The organism is Streptomyces sp. NPDC093252, assembly GCF_040683675.1.
GTDB lineage: Bacteria > Actinomycetota > Actinomycetes > Streptomycetales > Streptomycetaceae > Streptomyces.
Window position 1 is genome coordinate 376,832 of the sequence record NZ_JBFBEM010000002.1, and the last position, 16,644, is coordinate 393,475.

Sequence of the window (16,644 nt, forward strand, 5' to 3'; positions counted from 1 at the left end):
ACAAACCCGCACCTACCCCCCGGCCTTGACCAACCCCGACTCATAAGCCACCACCACCAACTGCGCCCGATCCCGCACCCCCAGCTTCCCCATGATCCGGCTGACATGCGTCTTCGCCGTCAGCGGACTCACCCCCAGCGCACCCCCGATCTCCGCGTTGTTCAACCCCCGCGCCACCAGCACCAGCACCTCCCGCTCCCGCGCCGAAAGACCCTCGGGCCCCCCAGCACCGGCACCCATACCCCCCACCCCCGGCGGAGCCGCCAGCACCCGCGCGATCAGCCGCGCCGTCGGCCCCGGCGACAGCAGCGCCTCCCCCGCCGCGACCGTACGGATCGCGTCCAGCAGATCGGCCGGCCGGGTGTCCTTGACGAGGAACCCCGCCGCCCCCGCCCGCAGCGCGGAGACGATGTTCTCGTCGCTGTCGTACGTCGTCAGCACCAGCACCTTCACCCGCGCGAGAGCGTCGTCCGCGGCGATCAGCCGGGTCGCCTCGATCCCGTCGAGGTCGGGCATCCGGATGTCCATGACGATCAGATCGGCGCGGACGCTGCGCGCCAGTTCGACCGCCTCGCGCCCGGTCGCGGCCTCCCCGACGACCTCCATGTCCTTCGCGGACTCGACGAGCATGGCGAACGCCGACCGCACCAGCGTCTGGTCGTCGGCGAGCAGCACCCGGATCGGCTCGGTCCCCGTACTCATCGCGCACCCGCTCCCTCACCGGCGGCGCTCAGCGGCAGCACCGCGCTGACCTCGAACCCGCGTCCGCCCGGCAGCGCCCCGGCCTCCAGGGTGCCGCCGACGCTGCGGGCCCGCTCCCGCATCCCGACCAGACCGTGGCCCGGGGTGCCGGTGCCGCTGCCCGCCCCGTCGTCGGTGACCGCGATCCGCAGCGCGCCGGAGTCGCCCTCGACCCGCACCCGGACGGTGAGGCCGTCGCGCCCACCGTGCCGGACGGCGTTGGTGAGGGCCTCCTGGACGATCCGGTAGACGGCGGCGCCCACCGCGGGCGGCACTCCGTCGGCGGTGACCGTGAGGTCGACCTTCGCCCCGGCCAGCCGGGCGCTGTCGGCGAGGTCGCCGAGGCCGCCGAGGCCGGGCAGGGAGCCGCGGTGGTCGCCGCCGTCCTGGGCGCGGAGCACCTCCAGGGTGGTGCGGAGTTCACCACGGGCGGAACGGCAGGTCTCGGCGATGTCGTCGAGGGCGGCGGCGACGGCGGCCCGGTCGAGCCGGTCGGGGTCGGCGGTAAGGACATGCGCGGCGACGGAGGTCTGCACCCCGATCAGGGTGATGCTGTGGGCCAGCAGATCGTGCAGGTCGCGGGCTATCCGCAGCCGTTCCTCGGCGACCCGGCGGCGGGCCTCCTCCTCGCGGGTGCGTTCGGCGCGTTCGGCGCGCTCCACCAGGGCGGCGAAGTACTGCCGGTAGTAGCGCACGTCGATGCCCCAGAACAGCACCGCGAGGATCCACCCGGAGATCCGGAGCAGTTCGCGCAGCCCGTCGGGGTTGGTGAGCGCGTTGACGACGAGGGCGGTGCCGAGGATGGTGCCGCCGGTGACCAGGGTGCGCCGGACCGTGCCGGTGGCGGCGAGGGTGTAGAGGACGATCACGGTCGTCGCGATCGGCGCGGTGTGCTGGTTGTCCAGCGCGTGGTAGGGGGCGAGGCAGGCGACGACGGTGAGCAGGACCAGCATCGGGCGCCGCCGCCGCCACACCAGCGGCACATGGGCGGCGTAGAGCAGGGTCCAGCCGAGCAGGTCCGGACGCTGCCCGTGGTCGCCCACGCGGGCGGACCAGGTGGCGAGGAGGGCGGTGGCGACGGCGAGCACGGCGTCGTTGCGCAGGGCGTGCGGTGCCGTCAGCGGGTCGCGGTTGATCGCGGCCATGACCCGCTCGCCGATACGGCGGGGCCGGGCCGCCCGGGTGGATGCCTGCACGGGCTCATCCTCCGCTAGGGGGTGCCCCCTCCGGGAGGGAGGGGGCACCAGAGGTTTCCGGTCGGGAACCGGGAGCTTGCGGTCGGGAACCAGGGAGCTTGCGGTCGGGAACCAGCGGCTCCCTCCCGGTCGGGATCAGCGACCGGCGCCGGCACCCACCGCCCGGGACTCACCCCGGCCGTCCGGCCCGTCCGGCCCGTCCCGCCCCTCGGACCCCCCGGGCCCCTCCGATCCGCCCGGCGTCCGGGGTGCCCGGGACAGCGGCCCCGGCCACCACACCGTCCGCCGCAGCGCCACACTGGCGCTGGTCACCAGGTAGGTCCGCACCAGGAAGGTGTCCAGCAGCACCCCGACCGCGATGACGAAGCCGAGCTGGACGAGTTGCAGCATCGGCATGGTGGTGAGCACCGCGAAGGTCGCGGCGAGCACCAGCCCGGCGGAGGCGATGACCCCGCCCGTGGTGCGCAGCGAGGTGAGCGCGGCGGCGACGGGTTCGGCGCCCTTGAGGGCCTCCTCGCGCATCCGGTGCATCAGGAAGATGCCGTAGTCGACGCCCAGGGCGACCAGGAACACGAACGACAGCAGCCCGAGCCCCGGATCCGTGCCCTCGAACCCGAACAGCGGCCCGAAGACCAGTCCGCCGATGCCGAGCGCGGCCCCCCACACCGCGACCACGGCCGCCACCAGCAGCAGCGGCGCGACCAGGCTGCGCAGCAGCGCGACCAGGATCAGCAGCACGGAGAGCAGCACCAGCGGGACGACGACCTTCTGGTCCCGGGCGTTGGTGTCCTTGAGGTCGAGCTGCTCGGCGCTGGGCCCGCCCACATAGGAGCCGTCGAGCCGGTCGCGCAGGTCCTCGATGGTCCGGGTCTCCCCCGCCGACTGCGGGGGCGCGGCGGCGAGCACGGTGATCTCGGTCCACCCGTCCCCGCTGCGTCCGCGTGCGGCGCTCTCCACCCCGCCGGTGTCCTGTGCCTCGGCCAGCACGGCGTCGGCCCGGCCGGTGGGGGCGATGACGGTGATGGGCTGGGTGCCGCGCTCGGGGTAGGCGGTGGCGAGGGTCCCCATGGCGGCGACGGCCTCCGGGGTGTTGGTGAAGGAGTCCTCCTGCTTGAGGTCGCCGGGCAGGTTGAACGCCCCGAGGGCCAGCGCCCCCAGCAGCAGTGCCCCGCCGACCAGCACGGTCCTCGGCCGCCGCCCGGCGCTGGAACCCATCGCCGCGAACAGCGACTTCCGCGCCTTCGGGGTGCTGCCGTGGCGCGGCACCAGCGGCCAGAACACCCGCCGCCCCAGCAGCACCAGCAGGGCGGGCAGCAGGGTCAGCATGGCGAGCAGCGCGCAGAGCACGCCGACCGTGCCGAGCGGTCCCATGCCCCGGCTGGAGTTCAGATCGGCGGCGAGCAGGCAGAGCAGCCCGGCGGCGACGGTCCCCGAGGAGGCGAGCACGGCGGGCCCGCAGCCGCGCAGCGCCCGCACCATGGCGTCGTGGGGCCGCTCGACGGTCCGCAGTTCCTCCCGGTACCGGGAGACCAGCAGCAGCGCGTAGTCCGTCCCGGCGCCGAACACCAGGATCGTCATGATCCCGGACGACTGCCCGGACACCGACGTCCCGAACCACTGGTTGAGCCCGTACGCGACCCCCATCGACAGAAAGTCCGCGATCCCGGCGACGACCAGCGGCACCAGCCACAGGAACGGACTGCGGTAGATGATGATCAGCAGGACGGCGACCACGGCGACGGTGGTGTAGAGCAGGGGCCCGTCGAGCGACTGGTAGACCTCCCCGGCGTCCGTCGCCAGCGCGGCCTCACCCCCGACCTCGACACTCAGCCCGCCCGCGGCGTCCGCTCCGTCCGCGACCTCCCGCACCTCGTTGACCAGCGCGTCCCGGGCGTCCTCGTCCTGCCCCGGCGCATTGCTGGCGACCGGATACATCAGGGTCGTCCCGTCCTCGGACGGCACCCCGACGGGCTCGGCGGCCAGGGTGTGGGCCCCGGCGATCTCCTCGATCTGCCGCGCGGCGACCTCCCGGTCGGCCTCCGTCAGCCCACCGTCCCGGTGGTAGACGACGACCATCTCGGTGGTCTCCCCGCCGGGCAGCCGGTCCTGGATCTTCGCGACCTGCGTGGAATCGGCGCTGTTCGGCAGATAGTCCACGGCCCGGTCGCGCTGCACATCCCCCAGTTTCGCCGCGAACGGCGCGACCACCACCAGCACGGCGATCCACAACCCGAGCACCACCCAGGGCACGACCCGCCCCCGCGAAGAACTCCCAACGGCCCCCATAAGACGGGCCTCCCTCCCTCAGACTGACCGGACGCCCCCAGCCTGTCGGGAGGACCGTTCCTTTACGTCCGACGGAAGACCGAGCCACGGGGTACTACGCCAGGTGACATCGGGGGTCCCTTACTCCCCGGGGAGTACAAAGCTCTTAGGGGCGCGAGGAACTGCACGACCGGCCCCCACTCACCCGCACCCAAAAAACTCACCCAGGCGTCCCCGCCGCCGCCAGCAACCGGGACACCTCATCCGCGGTGATCGTCAACGCGGCCCCCACCGTCGCCAGCACCTCCCGCTCCGCGGCCGTGTAGGGCCCGTCCGCGAGGGCGATCCGCGCCCCCTGCAACAGAATCCCCTCCCGCCCCGCCGGAGCGAGATGCGGCGCCAGCGGATCGAGCGCCTCGTGCAGCTCTATGGCCAGCCCCGGCCCGCAGGGCCGCCCGTAGACCCGCCCGGTGTCCGCCGCGAGCGCCTCGACGAGCGCGTCGAGCTGCTCCTCGGTGCAGTCGTCGAACCCGGCGGCCCGGACCGTCCCCGCCGCCGCCGACAGCGACGTACGCGCGCGGGTGCCGCCCGAGGCGAGTACGGCGAGGGCGACGGTGTGCACGGCGTCGCGGAGCATCGCCGAGAAGCGCGAGGTCGTCGGGTGGTCCAGCACATCCGTGCCGAAGTGCCGGCGGCAGGCCGCGCACTCGATGGTGGGCCCGGTCTCGCCGCGCGGCAGCACCGGCACCCCGAGGAGGGTGAACCGGCGGCGGCCGGTGAGCCGCTGGAAGTTGCGGTCGCCACCGCAGCCCGGGCAGAAGAACTGCCCGTCGCCGACGGCCGTCCACGCGGTACGGGTACCCAGGATGCGGGAATACCTGGCGACACGGCCGTCTTGTTCCCGTTCTGGCAGCATGTCGCACCTCCGTAACCCCACGGCAACATCGCCGCGCTGGCGTGATGTTAGCCACATCAGTGAGCCGTAGTCAGTACCTTGGACGAGACCTTTCCGTGACCTTGGCGTGAGTTCGCCGGTAAACGACGGGATCCCGCCCACCGACGAGGGTGGGCGGGATCCGTAAACCCCCGGTGGGAGCGGTCAGCGGGCCGCCCGGTTGACGGCGGAGACGACCGCCTTCAGGGAGGCGCGGGTGGTGTTGGCGTCGATCCCGATGCCCCACAGCACCTTGTCGCCGATCGCGCACTCGATGTACGAGGCGGCCTGCGCGGAGGCGCCCTCGCTCATGGTGTGCTCCTGGTAGTCCAGCAGGCGTACATCGACGCCGATGGACTGGAGCGCGTCGAAGAAGGCCGAGATCGGCCCGTTGCCGGAGCCGGACAGCACGGTGTCGGCGCCGTCGACGGTGGCCTCCACGGTGAGCGTGTCCACGCCGTCGGTGTCGGTGGTGGACTGGCCGGTGCGGACCTGGATGCGGCCCCAGGCGTTGTCCGGGTTGGGCAGGTACTCGTCCTGGAAGACCGCCCAGATGTCCTTCGGGGTGACCTCGCCGCCCTCGGCGTCCGTCTTGGCCTGGATGATCCGCGAGAACTCGATCTGCATCCGGCGCGGCAGGTCCAGCTTGTGGTCGTTCTTCAGGACGTAGGCGATACCGCCCTTGCCGGACTGCGAGTTCACCCGGATCACGGCCTCGTAGGAGCGGCCGACGTCCTTGGGGTCGATGGGCAGGTACGGGACCGCCCACTCGATGTCGTCGACGGTGACGCCCCTGGCGGCGGCGTCGGCCTCCATGGCGTCGAAGCCCTTCTTGATGGCGTCCTGGTGGGAGCCGGAGAAGGACGTGTAGACCAGGTCGCCCACGTAGGGGTGGCGCGGGTGGACCTCCATCTGGTTGCAGTACTCCCACGTACGGCGGATCTCGTCGATGTCGGAGAAGTCGATCTGCGGGTCGATGCCCTGGGAGAAGAGGTTCATGCCCAGGGTGACCAGGTCGACATTGCCGGTGCGCTCGCCCTGGCCGAACAGGCAGCCCTCGACGCGGTCGGCCCCGGCCATCAGCGCCAGCTCGGCCGCCGCCACCGCCGTACCCCGGTCGTTGTGGGGGTGGACGGACAGGCAGACGTGCTCGCGGCGGCTCAGGTTGCGGCCCATCCACTCGAAGCGGTCGGCGTGGGTGGAGGGCGTGGAGCGCTCGACGGTGGCCGGCAGGTTGAGGATGATCTCGCGGCCGGGGCCGGGCTGCCAGACGTCCATGACGGCCTCGCAGACCTCCAGCGCGAAGTCCAGCTCGGTGTCGGTGAAGATCTCCGGCGAGTACTGGTAGCCGAAGGTGGTCTCGGGGCCCAGCAGCTTCTCCGCGTACTCCATCACCAGGCGGGTGCCGTCGACGGCGATCTGCTTGATGTCGTCCCTGGAGCCCCGGAAGACGACCCGGCGGAAGACCGGCGCGGTGGCGTTGTAGAGGTGGACGGTGGCCCGGCGGGCGCCCTTCAGGGACTCCACGGTCCGCTCGATCAGGTCCTCACGGGCCTGGGTCAGCACGGAGATCGTGACGTCCTCGGGGATGGCCCCCTCTTCCTCGATGATCGAGCGGACGAAGTCGAAGTCGGTCTGGCCGGAGGCGGGGAAACCGACCTCGATCTCCTTGTAGCCCATCTTCACCAGCAGATCGAACATCGCCCGCTTGCGCGCCGGGGACATCGGGTCGATCAGGGCCTGGTTGCCGTCGCGCAGATCGGTGGAGAGCCAGCGGGGGGCGGCCGTGACGCGCTGCTGGGGCCAGGTGCGGTCGGGGATGTCGACCTGCTCGTAGCGGCCGTACTTCTGGATGGGCATCGAGCTGGGCTGCTGGCGGTTCGCCATGATCGGGGCTCCTGAGGGTGTCCGGAAGGGACGGCCGACGGCAACACGAAGCTCCGCGGGGAGGGAGTCGACCTGGACTACAGGCCCTCGCCGCGGCAGCTAAGAAGAAGCAGCCCGAAACGCATGATGCCGAGCACTCTAACCGAGACTCCCGAGCCATGACGCCCGTGTATCACGATGCGGGATCGCCCCTCGTATAGACAGGAGGGGGAGTCTCCGGCCTTTCAGGGGCGCGAGGAACCGCGCGACCAGCCCCCACTCACCGGCCCCCACCAGCCCGCACCCGCTAACACACCACCCCCACCCCCACGCTCCAACACCCCGCATTTCATCCATCTCGGTCACGCATAGTGACATCAACCAGACGGAGTGCCACCGTGTCGCACATGAAGGAAAACGGGGGCCACGAGCCCATCTTCTGCACGATCATCCCGCCCCATGTCCTCGACACCCTCGCCCAGGCCGACGAACCGGGCATCGCGAGCGCGGCGCGCCGCACCCTCCAGCGCGACGCCTTCGAGCGCACCCAGCGACGGCTGACCACCGTCCTGGGCGCCCCCGCCGTCACCGCCCCGGCCGCCGCCGCGCCCGGCACCCCGCAGCGCAGCATCCACGACGCCGAGCACGGCACCGACCTGCCCGGCAAGAAGGTCCGCGGCGAGGGCTCGGAGCCGGGCCGGGACGCCACCGTCAACCGCGCCTACGCGGGCCTCGGCGCGACCTACGAACTCTTCTTCACGGCGTTCGCGCGCGACTCCATCGACGGCTCCGGACTGCCGCTGGACGCCACGGTCCACTACGACCGGGACTACAACAACGCGTTCTGGAACGGCGAGCAGATGGTGTTCGGCGACGGGGACGGCGAGATCTTCCTCGACTTCACGCTCCCCATCGACGTCATCGGCCACGAACTCGCCCACGGCGTCACCCAGTACACCGCGAACCTCACCTACTTCGGCCAGCCCGGCGCGCTCAACGAGTCGGTCTCGGACGTCTTCGGCTCGCTCATCAAGCAGTACACCCTGGGCCAGACCGCCGACCAGGCCGACTGGCTGATCGGCGCCGGACTGCTCGCCCCCCGCGTCACCGGCACCGCCCTGCGCTCCATGAAGGCCCCGGGCACGGCGTACGACGACGACGTCCTCGGCAAGGACCCGCAGCCCGCGACGATGGACGACTACATCCGCACCGGCCGCGACAACGGCGGGGTGCACATCAACTCCGGTATCCCCAACCACGCGTTCTACCTCGCCGCCACCACCCTCGGCGGCCACGCCTGGGAGCGCGCGGGCCGGGTCTGGTACGACGTGCTGACCGGCGGCGAGCTGAAGGAGGACGCCAGCTTCACCGAGTTCGCGGACCTGACGGTCGCGGCGGCCCGGGAGCGGTTCGGGGACGGCGAGGAACTGCTCGCCGTGCAGAAGGCGTGGGAGCGGGTCGGGGTGCGCGAGGCGTAGTTCCGTACTAGACAGGGACCCATGCGGATTCAGGTGAGGCGCACGGGTGGGTTCGCGGGGATCGAGCGGCACGCCGAGGTGGACACCTCGGGGCGGCCCGACGCCGCGGAGTGGCAGGCCCTGGCCGAGCGGGCGGTCGCCGCCGGCCGGGGCACACCGCCGGGAGGCGGGCCGCACGGGGTGCCGGACGGCTTCAGTTATGAGATCACCGTGGACGGGAGGACCGTCCGCTGCGCGGATCCCCGGCTCACCGACGAGCAGCGCGAGCTGGTCCGCCGGGTGCTGAAGGAAGGCGCCTGACGCGGCTGCGGGGATCCGCCTCCGGCCGGTTGACTTCCGTTACCAGCGGTACGGATGATCCGCGCATGGCGACCGACCGACGCACGGACCCGACCCCTGCACCGCCCCCGGCACCGATACCGGACACGGCCCCGATACCGGCCTCGATCCCGGCTCCGGGCCCGCCTCCGGCCCCGGCCCCGGCCGGTATTGAGGTGGCCCCCCTCCCCCGCTTCCCGGCGGGATTCTGCTGGGGGGTCTCGACCTCCGCCCAGCAGATCGAGGGCGCGGCCGAGCTGCGCGAACCCTCGGTGTGGGATGTGTTCGCCGCGCGGCCCGGCCGGGTGAAGGACGGCTCCAGCCCGGCCGTGGCCTGCGACCACTACCACCGCTACCCGGAGGATGTGGCGCTCCTCGCCGGTCTCGGCGTGGACGCCTACCGCTTCTCCATCTCCTGGCCCCGGGTCAACTCCCCCGGCGGGCTCGACTTCTACGACCGGCTGGTGGACGCGCTGTGCGCGGCGGGGATCCGGCCGGTGCCGACCCTCTTCCACTGGGAGCTGCCGACCGCGCTGGACTGGCGCGAGCGGGACACCGCCGCCCGGTTCGCCGACCATGTGGCGGTGGTCGCCGGGCGGCTCGGCGACCGGGTGTCCCGGTGGATCACCCTCAACGAACCCGCCGAACACACCCTGCTGGGCCACGCCCTGGGCCTGCACGCCCCCGGCGAGCGGCTGCTGTTCGACGCGCTGCCGGTCGCCCACCACCAGCTCCTCGCCCATGGCTCGGCGGTCCGGGCCCTGCGCGCGGCCGGGGCCGGGGAGATCGGGATCGCCAACTCCCACGGCCCCACCTGGCCGGCCTCCGACGACAGCGCGGACGTGGCCGCCGCCGACTTCTACGACGTCCTCCTCAACCGCCTCTTCGCCGATCCCCTCCTGCTGGGCGACTACCCCGCCGGGCTGGGCGAGTTGATGCCGGGGGACGTGGCGGCCGACCTGGAGGTGATCTCCGAGCCGCTCGACTTCTACGGCGTCAACTACTACGCGCCGACCCGGGTGGGCGCCCCGCAGGGCACCGAGATCGACTTCGGCGGGGTGCGGATGCCCGCCGAACTGCCCTTCTCCGTCCGGGAGATCGAGAACGTCCCGAGGACGGACTTCGGCTGGCCGGTGCTCCCGGAGGGCCTGACCGAACTCCTCACCACCTTCCGCGACCGCTACGGCGACCGGCTGCCCCCGATCGTCATCACCGAGAACGGCTGCTCCTACGACGGCCTGGACGACCAGGACCGGATCGCCTACCTGGACGGCCATGTCCGCGCCCTGCACCGGGCGATCGAGGCGGGCGTGGACGTCCGCGGCTACTTCGTCTGGTCGCTGCTGGACAACTTCGAGTGGGCGGAGGGCTACGCCCGCCGGTTCGGCCTGGTGCACGTCGACCACGCGACCCAGCGGCGCACCCCCAAGGCGTCGTACACCTGGTACCGGGAGCTGCTGCGCGCCCAGCGCTGAGGCCGGGCGGCCGGGCGGCCTGGGGGCCTGGCGGCCGGGTTCAGAGGGCTCCGGCGTCCCGGGCGTTCCAGACGCTCGGGAAGTACGGCCGGTAGCCCAGCTCCCGGCGGATCCGCTCGGTGGACATGATCCCGAACCAGGGGTCGGGGTCGGTACGGTCCTCGGGCTGCTCCGGGGGCTCGATCCCGTTGAGCTGATGCAGCTCCACGGCGGTCACGGGGGCGTCGTCGGCGATGTTGTAGACGCCGGTGGCGCCCGGGGCCCACAGCAGCCGCAGCAGGCCCTGGGCCACATCCATGTGGTGGGCCATCTGGAGGCGCTGGGCTCTGGCCCAGTGCGCGGCCCAGCGCAGGGACTGGGCGAGATGCGGATCGCCCTCCCCGTACACGAAGGGCAGCCGCCCGATCCGGACGTCCAGCTCGGGCAGGGCCAGCAGCTCCCGCTCGGCCGCGATCTTGGACTCCGGGTAGGCGCCCCACAGCTCGCCGCCCGGCCGGTTCTCGTCCTCCTCGACAAGCGGACGCCCGCGCCCGATGCCGTACACCACCCCCGTACTGACCTGCACGAACCGCTGCACCCCGGCCGACTGGGCGGCCTTGCCGAGGGCGACGGCCGCGTCCCGGTTCACCGCCCATGCCTCCTCGTCGGGGACCCCGCGGAAGGAGGCGGCGATGTTCACCACGGCGTCCGCCCCGGCCACCGCCTTCCCGAGCGCCTCCTCGTCGCGCAGATCACCGACGACGACCTGCGCGCCCAGCTCCGCGAAGGGCTCGGCGCGGGCCGCGTCCCGCACCAGGATCCGCACCTGGTCGCTCCCCTGCCGCCGCGCCAGCAGCCGGGGCAGAAACCGCCGCCCGACCTGCCCGGTCGTACCCGTCACCAGTGTCAGCATGGCACTCACTCGCCTTCTCCCGTGATCGCTCGTCGCGATCTCCGGGTCCAGCCTCGGGTGGGGAGGGCGGCGGCGGGAGAGACCTGTCGATCGGGGGATCGGGAGTCCCTGGATAAGACGGACGGGACGTTGCAGGGTGGAGGGGTGAACCGAACGGAACTGGCGGACTTCCTGCGCCGGGGGCGCGCCCGCATCACCCCGGCCGATGTGGGCCTGACGGCGGGCCCCCGGCGCCGTACGCCCGGACTGCGGCGGGAGGAGGTGGCGGGGCTGGCGGGGCTGTCCGTGGACTACTACACGCGGCTGGAGCAGTCACGCGGCCCGCGGCCGTCCCGGCAGACCCTGACCGCGCTGGCCCGCGCGCTGCGGCTGACGGAGGTGGAGCACGACCACCTCTTCCATCTGACCGGTGAGGAGCCGCCCCGGCGGGAGACCGCGTCGGCGCATGTCCGCCCCGGGCTGCTGCTGGTCCTGGACCGGCTGGACGACGCGCCCGCGCACATCGTCAACGACTGCGGTGAGCTGCTCGCGCAGAACGCGCTGGCCAAGGCGATGATCGGCGATGTGATGGCCCAGCCGCGCCGGGAGCGGAACCTACGGCGCCGTTTCTTTCTGGATCCCGGGGCGCGGGCGCTGTTCCCCGAGGAGGACCGGGCGGCGCTGGCCCGTGGTCATGTGGCGAGCCTGCGGGCGGTGGCCGCGGCCCACCCGGACGATCCGGAACCGGCGGCGCTGGTGGCCGAACTCCGCTCCCGCAGCGAGGAGTTCGCGTCCCTGTGGACCGAGCACGAGGTGTCCCAGCGGGACAGCGCGACCAAGCGGTTCCTCCACCCGGTGGTCGGTCTGCTGGAACTGGACTGCGAGATCCTCCTCAGCCACGGCCACCGCCACCTCCTGATCATCCACACGGCCCGCCCGGACACAGAGACCTACGAACGCCTGAGGCTGCTGAGGGTCATCGGCACCCAGAACCTCTCGAACACCGGGAGGACTTGAGGTTTTTGGTTTTAGGGGAGCTGGGGGTGCCCCCTCTGGGGGAGAACTGCGCGACCAGCCACAACGCACCCGCACCCTTCATCCGCACCCGATAAACCCGCCCCCTCAGAACCCAAGCCTCCGCAACTGCTTGGGATCCCGCTGCCAATCCTTCGCCACCTTCACATGCAGATCCAGGAACACCGGCGTCCCCAGCAACGCCTCGATCTGCTTGCGCGACTTGACCCCCACATCCTTCAGCCGCTTCCCCTTGGGCCCGATCACGATCCCCTTCTGACTGGACCGCTCGATGTACAGATAGGCGTGGATGTCCAGCAACGGCCGATCCACCGGCCGGTCCGCCCGCGGCAGCATCTCCTCCACCACGACCGCGATCGAGTGCGGCAGCTCGTCCCGCACCCCTTCGAGCGCCGCCTCCCGGATCAGCTCCGCGATCATCACCTGCTCGGGCTCGTCGGTCAGCTCACCGTCCGGATACAGGGCGGGCCCCTCCGGCATCAGCGGGATGAGCAGATCCGCGAGGAGATCCACCTGCTTGCCGGACTTCGCCGACACCGGCACGATCTGGGCCCACTCGAACCCCAGCTCCTTGCCTAGCTGGTCGATGGCGATGAGCTGCTCGGCGAGGGCCTTGGAGTCGACCAGGTCGGTCTTGGTGACGACGGCGACCTTGGGGGACTTGCGGATCCCGGCCAGTTCCTTCGCGATGAACCGGTCGCCGGGCCCGATCTTCTCGTTCGCGGGGAGGCAGAAGCCGATGACATCGACCTCGGCCCAGGTGGTGCGGACGACATCGTTGAGCCGCTCGCCGAGCAGCGTGCGCGGCTTGTGGAGGCCGGGGGTGTCGACCAGGATCAACTGGGCGTCGGGGCGGTGCACGATGCCGCGGACGGTGTGCCGCGTGGTCTGCGGCTGGTTCGCGGTGATCGCGACCTTCCGCCCGACCAGAGCGTTCGTGAGGGTGGACTTGCCCGCGTTGGGGCGGCCCACGAAACAGGCGAAGCCGGCGCGGTGGGGCGCCGCGGACGGCTCGGAGGACGGGGTTCGAACGCTCATGGCGCCCATTGTCCCTGATCCACAGGGAGCCGCCGCACGTGCGGGCCGGACGCCCCGGGGCGTCCGGCCCGCAGCCGGGCGCGTGGCCCGGCCCGTGGGGGGTCGGTCAGTCGAACACGAACGGTCCCGGTGACTGCGGGGCGGTCGCCGTACAGGTGAGGGTGATGAAGCCCCAGATCGTCATGCGCAGCTCGCCGCCGAACGCCTCCAGCCGGTCACCGGAGGCGACCCTGCCGTTCAGCGGGCCGACGGTGACGGGGTCGCCGGTGTTCATGGCGGGGTTCTCGGTGCCGGAGAAGGTGACCGTGCCGCCGCCCGCCTTCGTCAGGGTGAGGGTGGCGGCGATGGAGTCGGCGCCGAGGGCGACCGGGGCGGTGATGTCGGTGGAGGTGAGGGTGACGGTGGCCGCCGAGCCGTTCTGGGTGGCGGTGAGGGTGGCGGCGCCGCTGCCGAGGCCGCCGCAGTCGGCGTCGATGGTGGCGGTGGCGGGGGTGACGGCGAGTGCCGTGGGCGCCAGGGCGAGTCCGGTGACCGCGAGGGCGCCGACCATGAGGGCGACGCTCGTACCGGTCCGCTTGCGTGTCCGGGGGATGCTCATGGGGCTGCTCATGGGGTGCGTTCCCTTCCCGTGGGGGATGCCGTGTGGGGGTGAACGGGAGACGGCACGCCACGCGTCGGCCAGGGACCACGCGTCGGATTTCTGACGGTCCGTCGGAACCAGCGGTTTCATTGATACCGGAGCGACGGACCGGGGTAAGGACGAAAACCGGCCAGGTTACCGCCGGTAAGTCACCCCGGCACTCGACTCACCCGTCACTCCGCTCACCCGGCGCTCACCCGTACCCGGACCTCCCCGTCCGGCCCCGCCAGAAACACCGGCGTCCCGGCCCCGCCCAGATCCCGGACCGCCGCCAGATCCGCCGGGGCGACCTCCCCCGCCTCGCTCACCACGGCCGCCGCCTCCAGCGACCGCGCCCCGGACGCCACCGCCATCGCCACCGCCGTCTGCACCGCGCTCAGCCGCAGCGACTCCAGCGCCACCGTCCCGGCGACATACGTCCGCCCCGTCTCATCCCGGACGGCGGCCCCCTCGGGCACCCCGTTGCGGGCACGGGTGGAACGGGCCAGGGTGACGATCTTGCGGTCCTCGGCGTCGAGCGCGCTGCTGTCGGTCATGCCCGAAGCATACGAACCCCCCGCGCCGCTTCCGTCAGGGACGGTCCAGCCGCAGCCGCTCGGCCCGCGGCAACCCCGCCACCACCAGGTCGTACGAGTCCTCCACCAGCTCCCTGACCAGCCGATTCGGCAGCTCTCCGGCCACCGTCACGGTGTTCCAGTGCCGCTTGTTCATATGCCAGCCGGGAACGATCAGCCCGGGATGCTCCGCCCGCAGCCGCACCGCGTCCTCGGGATCGCACTTGAGGTTGACCGTCAGCGGGGTCCCGTCCAGCCGACTGAGCGCGAACAGCTTGCCGAGCACCCGGAAGACCGAGGTCTCCGGCCCGAACGGGAAGTCCTCGACCGCCGCGTTGAACGACAGGCAGAACGCCCGCAGCTCACCCGGTGTCATCCCGCGCCCCTCACCCCTGCTGGTCCCGCGCCGACACCGCCGGTCTCCCGGCCGCCCGCTCAGCCGCCGCCCCGGGCGTCCCGTCCGGGCCGACCGGCTCCACCAGCACCGTCACGATCTTGTTCCGCCGGCCCGCCGCGGCCTCCGCCGTCAGCCGCAGCGCCCGCCCGTCGGGCAGGTCGACCACGGCACTCGCCCCCGCGATCGGCACCCGGCCCAGGCACTTGGCGAGCAGCCCGCCGACGGTCTCCACATCCTCGTCGTCATACGCCTCAAGGCCGTACAGCTCGCCCAGATCGCCGATGTCCAGCCGGGCCGTGACCCGGTGGCGGCCCGCGCCGAGATCCTCCACGGGGGGCAGCTCACGGTCGTACTCGTCGGTGATCTCCCCGACGATCTCCTCCAGAATGTCCTCGATGGTGACGATCCCGGCCGTACCGCCGTACTCGTCGATCACCACCGCGACATGGTTGCGCTCCTTCTGCATCTCGCGCAGCAGATCCCCGGCGTTCTTGGTGTCCGGCACGAAGAACGCGGGCCGCATCGCCGTCGACACCAGCTCCGACTCGGCGTCCCGGCTGATGTGCGTCTTGCGCGCGAGATCCTTCAGATAGACGATCCCGACGATGTCGTCCTCGCTCTCGCCGGTCACCGGGATCCGGGAGAAACCGGAGCGCAGGGCGAGGGTGAGCGCCTGGCGGATGGTCTTGTACCGCTCGATGACCACCAGATCGGTCCGCGGCACCATCACCTCCCGGACCAGGGTGTCCCCCAGCTCGAAGACCGAGTGCACCATCCGGCGCTCCTCGTCCTCGATCAGCGACTCCTGCTCCGCCAGATCCACCAGCGCCCGCAGCTCCGCCTCCGAGGCGAACGGCCCCCGCCGGAACCCCTTGCCCGGCGTCAGCGCGTTGCCGATCAGGATCAGCAGATACGGGATCGGCCCCATGATCCGCGCCAGCGGCAGCAGCACATAGGCCGCCGCCGTCGCCGTGTTCAGCGGATGCTGCCGCCCGATCGTCCGCGGCGACACCCCCACGGCCACATACGACACCAGCACCATCACCCCGATGGCGACCAGCAGCGCCTCCCAGGTTTCCGGGAACTCCTGGAGACACGCGTACGTCACCAGCGCGGCGGCGGCCATCTCGCAGGCCACCCGCACCAGCAGCGCCACATTCAGATACCGCGTCGGATCCGCGGCGACCTGCGCCAGCCTGCCGCTCCCGCGCCGCCCGGACCGTACGGCCTCCTCCGCGCGGAAGCTGGAGACCCGGGCGAGCCCGGCCTCCGCGCAGGCCGCCAGCCAGGCCACGACGACCAGCGCCACGGCCCCGGTGATCAGCGGGATGCTCATGACACCGTGGGGGCCGGGGAGGGACCGGTCAGGCCCTGCTCCGCGCGCCAGCCGTCCACGATGGCGGCCTGGAGACCGAACATCTCGGCCTTCTCGTCGGGCTCCTCGTGGTCGTACCCCAGCAGATGCAGCACTCCATGGACGGTGAGCAGTTGCAGCTCCTCGTCCATGGAGTGCTGGGTGTCGGCCTCCGCGCCCTGCTTGGCGGCCACCTCCGGGCACAGCACGATGTCCCCGAGCAGCCCCGGCGGGGGCTCCTCGTCGTCCTTCGACGGCGGACGCAGTTCATCCATCGGGAACGACATCACATCCGTCGGGCCCGGCAGATCCATCCACTGGAGGTGCAACTGCTCCATCGCGTCGGCGTCCACGACGATCACCGACAGTTCGGAGAGCGGGTGGATCCGCATCCGCGCCAGCGCGTAGCGGGCGATGTCGAGGATCTGCTGCTCGCCGACCTCGGTACCGGACTCGTTGTTGACGTCGATCGACATAGTGCT

General features: G+C 72.0%; 16 protein-coding genes. 4 read left to right on the forward strand and 12 right to left on the reverse strand.

Annotated features, from left to right (window positions below; genetic code table 11):
• Window positions 1-12: 12 nt before the first annotated feature.
• The 5 genes from AB0O01_RS04875 to leuA all read right to left on the reverse strand — a co-directional run bounded on the left by AB0O01_RS04875 (window position 13) and on the right by leuA (window position 7,023).
• Window positions 13-702: a response regulator transcription factor gene (locus tag AB0O01_RS04875; RefSeq protein WP_365311014.1), complete on the reverse strand. Its 690-nt coding sequence runs from the start codon at window positions 700-702 to the stop codon at window positions 13-15.
• Window positions 699-1,937, reverse strand: coding sequence for a histidine kinase (locus AB0O01_RS04880; RefSeq protein ID WP_365311015.1), 1,239 nt, complete (start codon window positions 1,935-1,937; stop codon window positions 699-701). Before AB0O01_RS04880 ends, AB0O01_RS04875 begins: the two co-directional genes overlap by 4 nt.
• Before the next feature lie 135 nt (window positions 1,938-2,072).
• Window positions 2,073-4,223, reverse strand: coding sequence for an MMPL family transporter (locus tag AB0O01_RS04885; RefSeq protein ID WP_365311016.1), 2,151 nt, complete (start codon window positions 4,221-4,223; stop codon window positions 2,073-2,075).
• 199 nt (window positions 4,224-4,422) lie between these two features.
• Window positions 4,423-5,118 carry a TerB family tellurite resistance protein gene (locus AB0O01_RS04890; RefSeq protein WP_365311017.1) on the reverse strand — a complete coding sequence of 232 codons (696 nt, stop codon included), beginning with the start codon at window positions 5,116-5,118 and terminating at the stop codon, window positions 4,423-4,425.
• A gap of 183 nt (window positions 5,119-5,301) precedes the next feature.
• Window positions 5,302-7,023: a 2-isopropylmalate synthase gene (gene leuA, locus AB0O01_RS04895; protein ID WP_365311018.1), complete on the reverse strand. Its 1,722-nt coding sequence runs from the start codon at window positions 7,021-7,023 to the stop codon at window positions 5,302-5,304.
• Between the two features lie 386 nt (window positions 7,024-7,409).
• Here leuA and AB0O01_RS04900 point away from each other — a divergent pair, with 386 nt between their 5' ends.
• The 3 genes from AB0O01_RS04900 (at window position 7,410) to AB0O01_RS04910 (ending at window position 10,273) form a co-directional block, all read left to right on the forward strand.
• Window positions 7,410-8,480, forward strand: a complete 1,071-nt coding sequence (locus AB0O01_RS04900) for a M4 family metallopeptidase (RefSeq protein WP_365311019.1) — start codon at window positions 7,410-7,412, stop codon at window positions 8,478-8,480.
• A gap of 21 nt (window positions 8,481-8,501) precedes the next feature.
• Window positions 8,502-8,780 (forward strand): protealysin inhibitor emfourin, encoded by a 279-nt coding sequence (locus AB0O01_RS04905; RefSeq protein ID WP_365311021.1) that lies wholly within the window; start codon window positions 8,502-8,504, stop codon window positions 8,778-8,780.
• 188 nt (window positions 8,781-8,968) lie between these two features.
• Complete coding sequence (locus AB0O01_RS04910; protein ID WP_365311247.1) at window positions 8,969-10,273, forward strand: GH1 family beta-glucosidase; 1,305 nt, start codon at window positions 8,969-8,971, stop codon at window positions 10,271-10,273.
• A gap of 40 nt (window positions 10,274-10,313) precedes the next feature.
• Here the strand turns inward: AB0O01_RS04910 and AB0O01_RS04915 are convergent, their stop codons facing one another.
• Window positions 10,314-11,165 (reverse strand): NAD(P)-dependent oxidoreductase, encoded by an 852-nt coding sequence (locus AB0O01_RS04915; protein WP_365311022.1) that lies wholly within the window; start codon window positions 11,163-11,165, stop codon window positions 10,314-10,316.
• A 144-nt stretch (window positions 11,166-11,309) separates the two neighbouring features.
• Between AB0O01_RS04915 and AB0O01_RS04920 the strand changes: the two genes are divergently transcribed.
• The gene (locus tag AB0O01_RS04920) at window positions 11,310-12,161 is read left to right on the forward strand and encodes a helix-turn-helix transcriptional regulator (RefSeq protein ID WP_365311024.1); all 852 of its coding nucleotides are present in this window, start codon (window positions 11,310-11,312) and stop codon (window positions 12,159-12,161) included.
• A 105-nt stretch (window positions 12,162-12,266) separates the two neighbouring features.
• Here the strand turns inward: AB0O01_RS04920 and era are convergent, their stop codons facing one another.
• The 6 genes from era to ybeY all read right to left on the reverse strand — a co-directional run bounded on the left by era (window position 12,267) and on the right by ybeY (window position 16,638).
• On the reverse strand, window positions 12,267-13,226 hold the full coding sequence (gene era, locus AB0O01_RS04925) for a GTPase Era (RefSeq protein WP_365311026.1): 960 nt from the start codon (window positions 13,224-13,226) through the stop codon (window positions 12,267-12,269).
• Window positions 13,227-13,323: 97 nt separating this feature from the next.
• Window positions 13,324-13,827, reverse strand: coding sequence for a hypothetical protein (locus tag AB0O01_RS04930; RefSeq protein WP_365311027.1), 504 nt, complete (start codon window positions 13,825-13,827; stop codon window positions 13,324-13,326).
• A 212-nt stretch (window positions 13,828-14,039) separates the two neighbouring features.
• Complete coding sequence (locus AB0O01_RS04935; RefSeq protein WP_365311028.1) at window positions 14,040-14,393, reverse strand: cytidine deaminase; 354 nt, start codon at window positions 14,391-14,393, stop codon at window positions 14,040-14,042.
• A gap of 34 nt (window positions 14,394-14,427) precedes the next feature.
• Entirely contained in the window at window positions 14,428-14,787 is a 360-nt protein-coding gene (locus AB0O01_RS04940; RefSeq protein ID WP_365311029.1) for an MmcQ/YjbR family DNA-binding protein, read from the reverse strand.
• A gap of 10 nt (window positions 14,788-14,797) precedes the next feature.
• A complete protein-coding gene (locus tag AB0O01_RS04945; protein ID WP_365311030.1) occupies window positions 14,798-16,144 on the reverse strand; it encodes a hemolysin family protein in 1,347 nt (448 codons plus the stop codon).
• Window positions 16,141-16,638, reverse strand: coding sequence for an rRNA maturation RNase YbeY (gene ybeY / locus AB0O01_RS04950; protein ID WP_365311031.1), 498 nt, complete (start codon window positions 16,636-16,638; stop codon window positions 16,141-16,143). The genes AB0O01_RS04945 and ybeY overlap by 4 nt, the downstream gene beginning before the upstream one ends.
• Window positions 16,639-16,644: the final 6 nt, after the last annotated feature.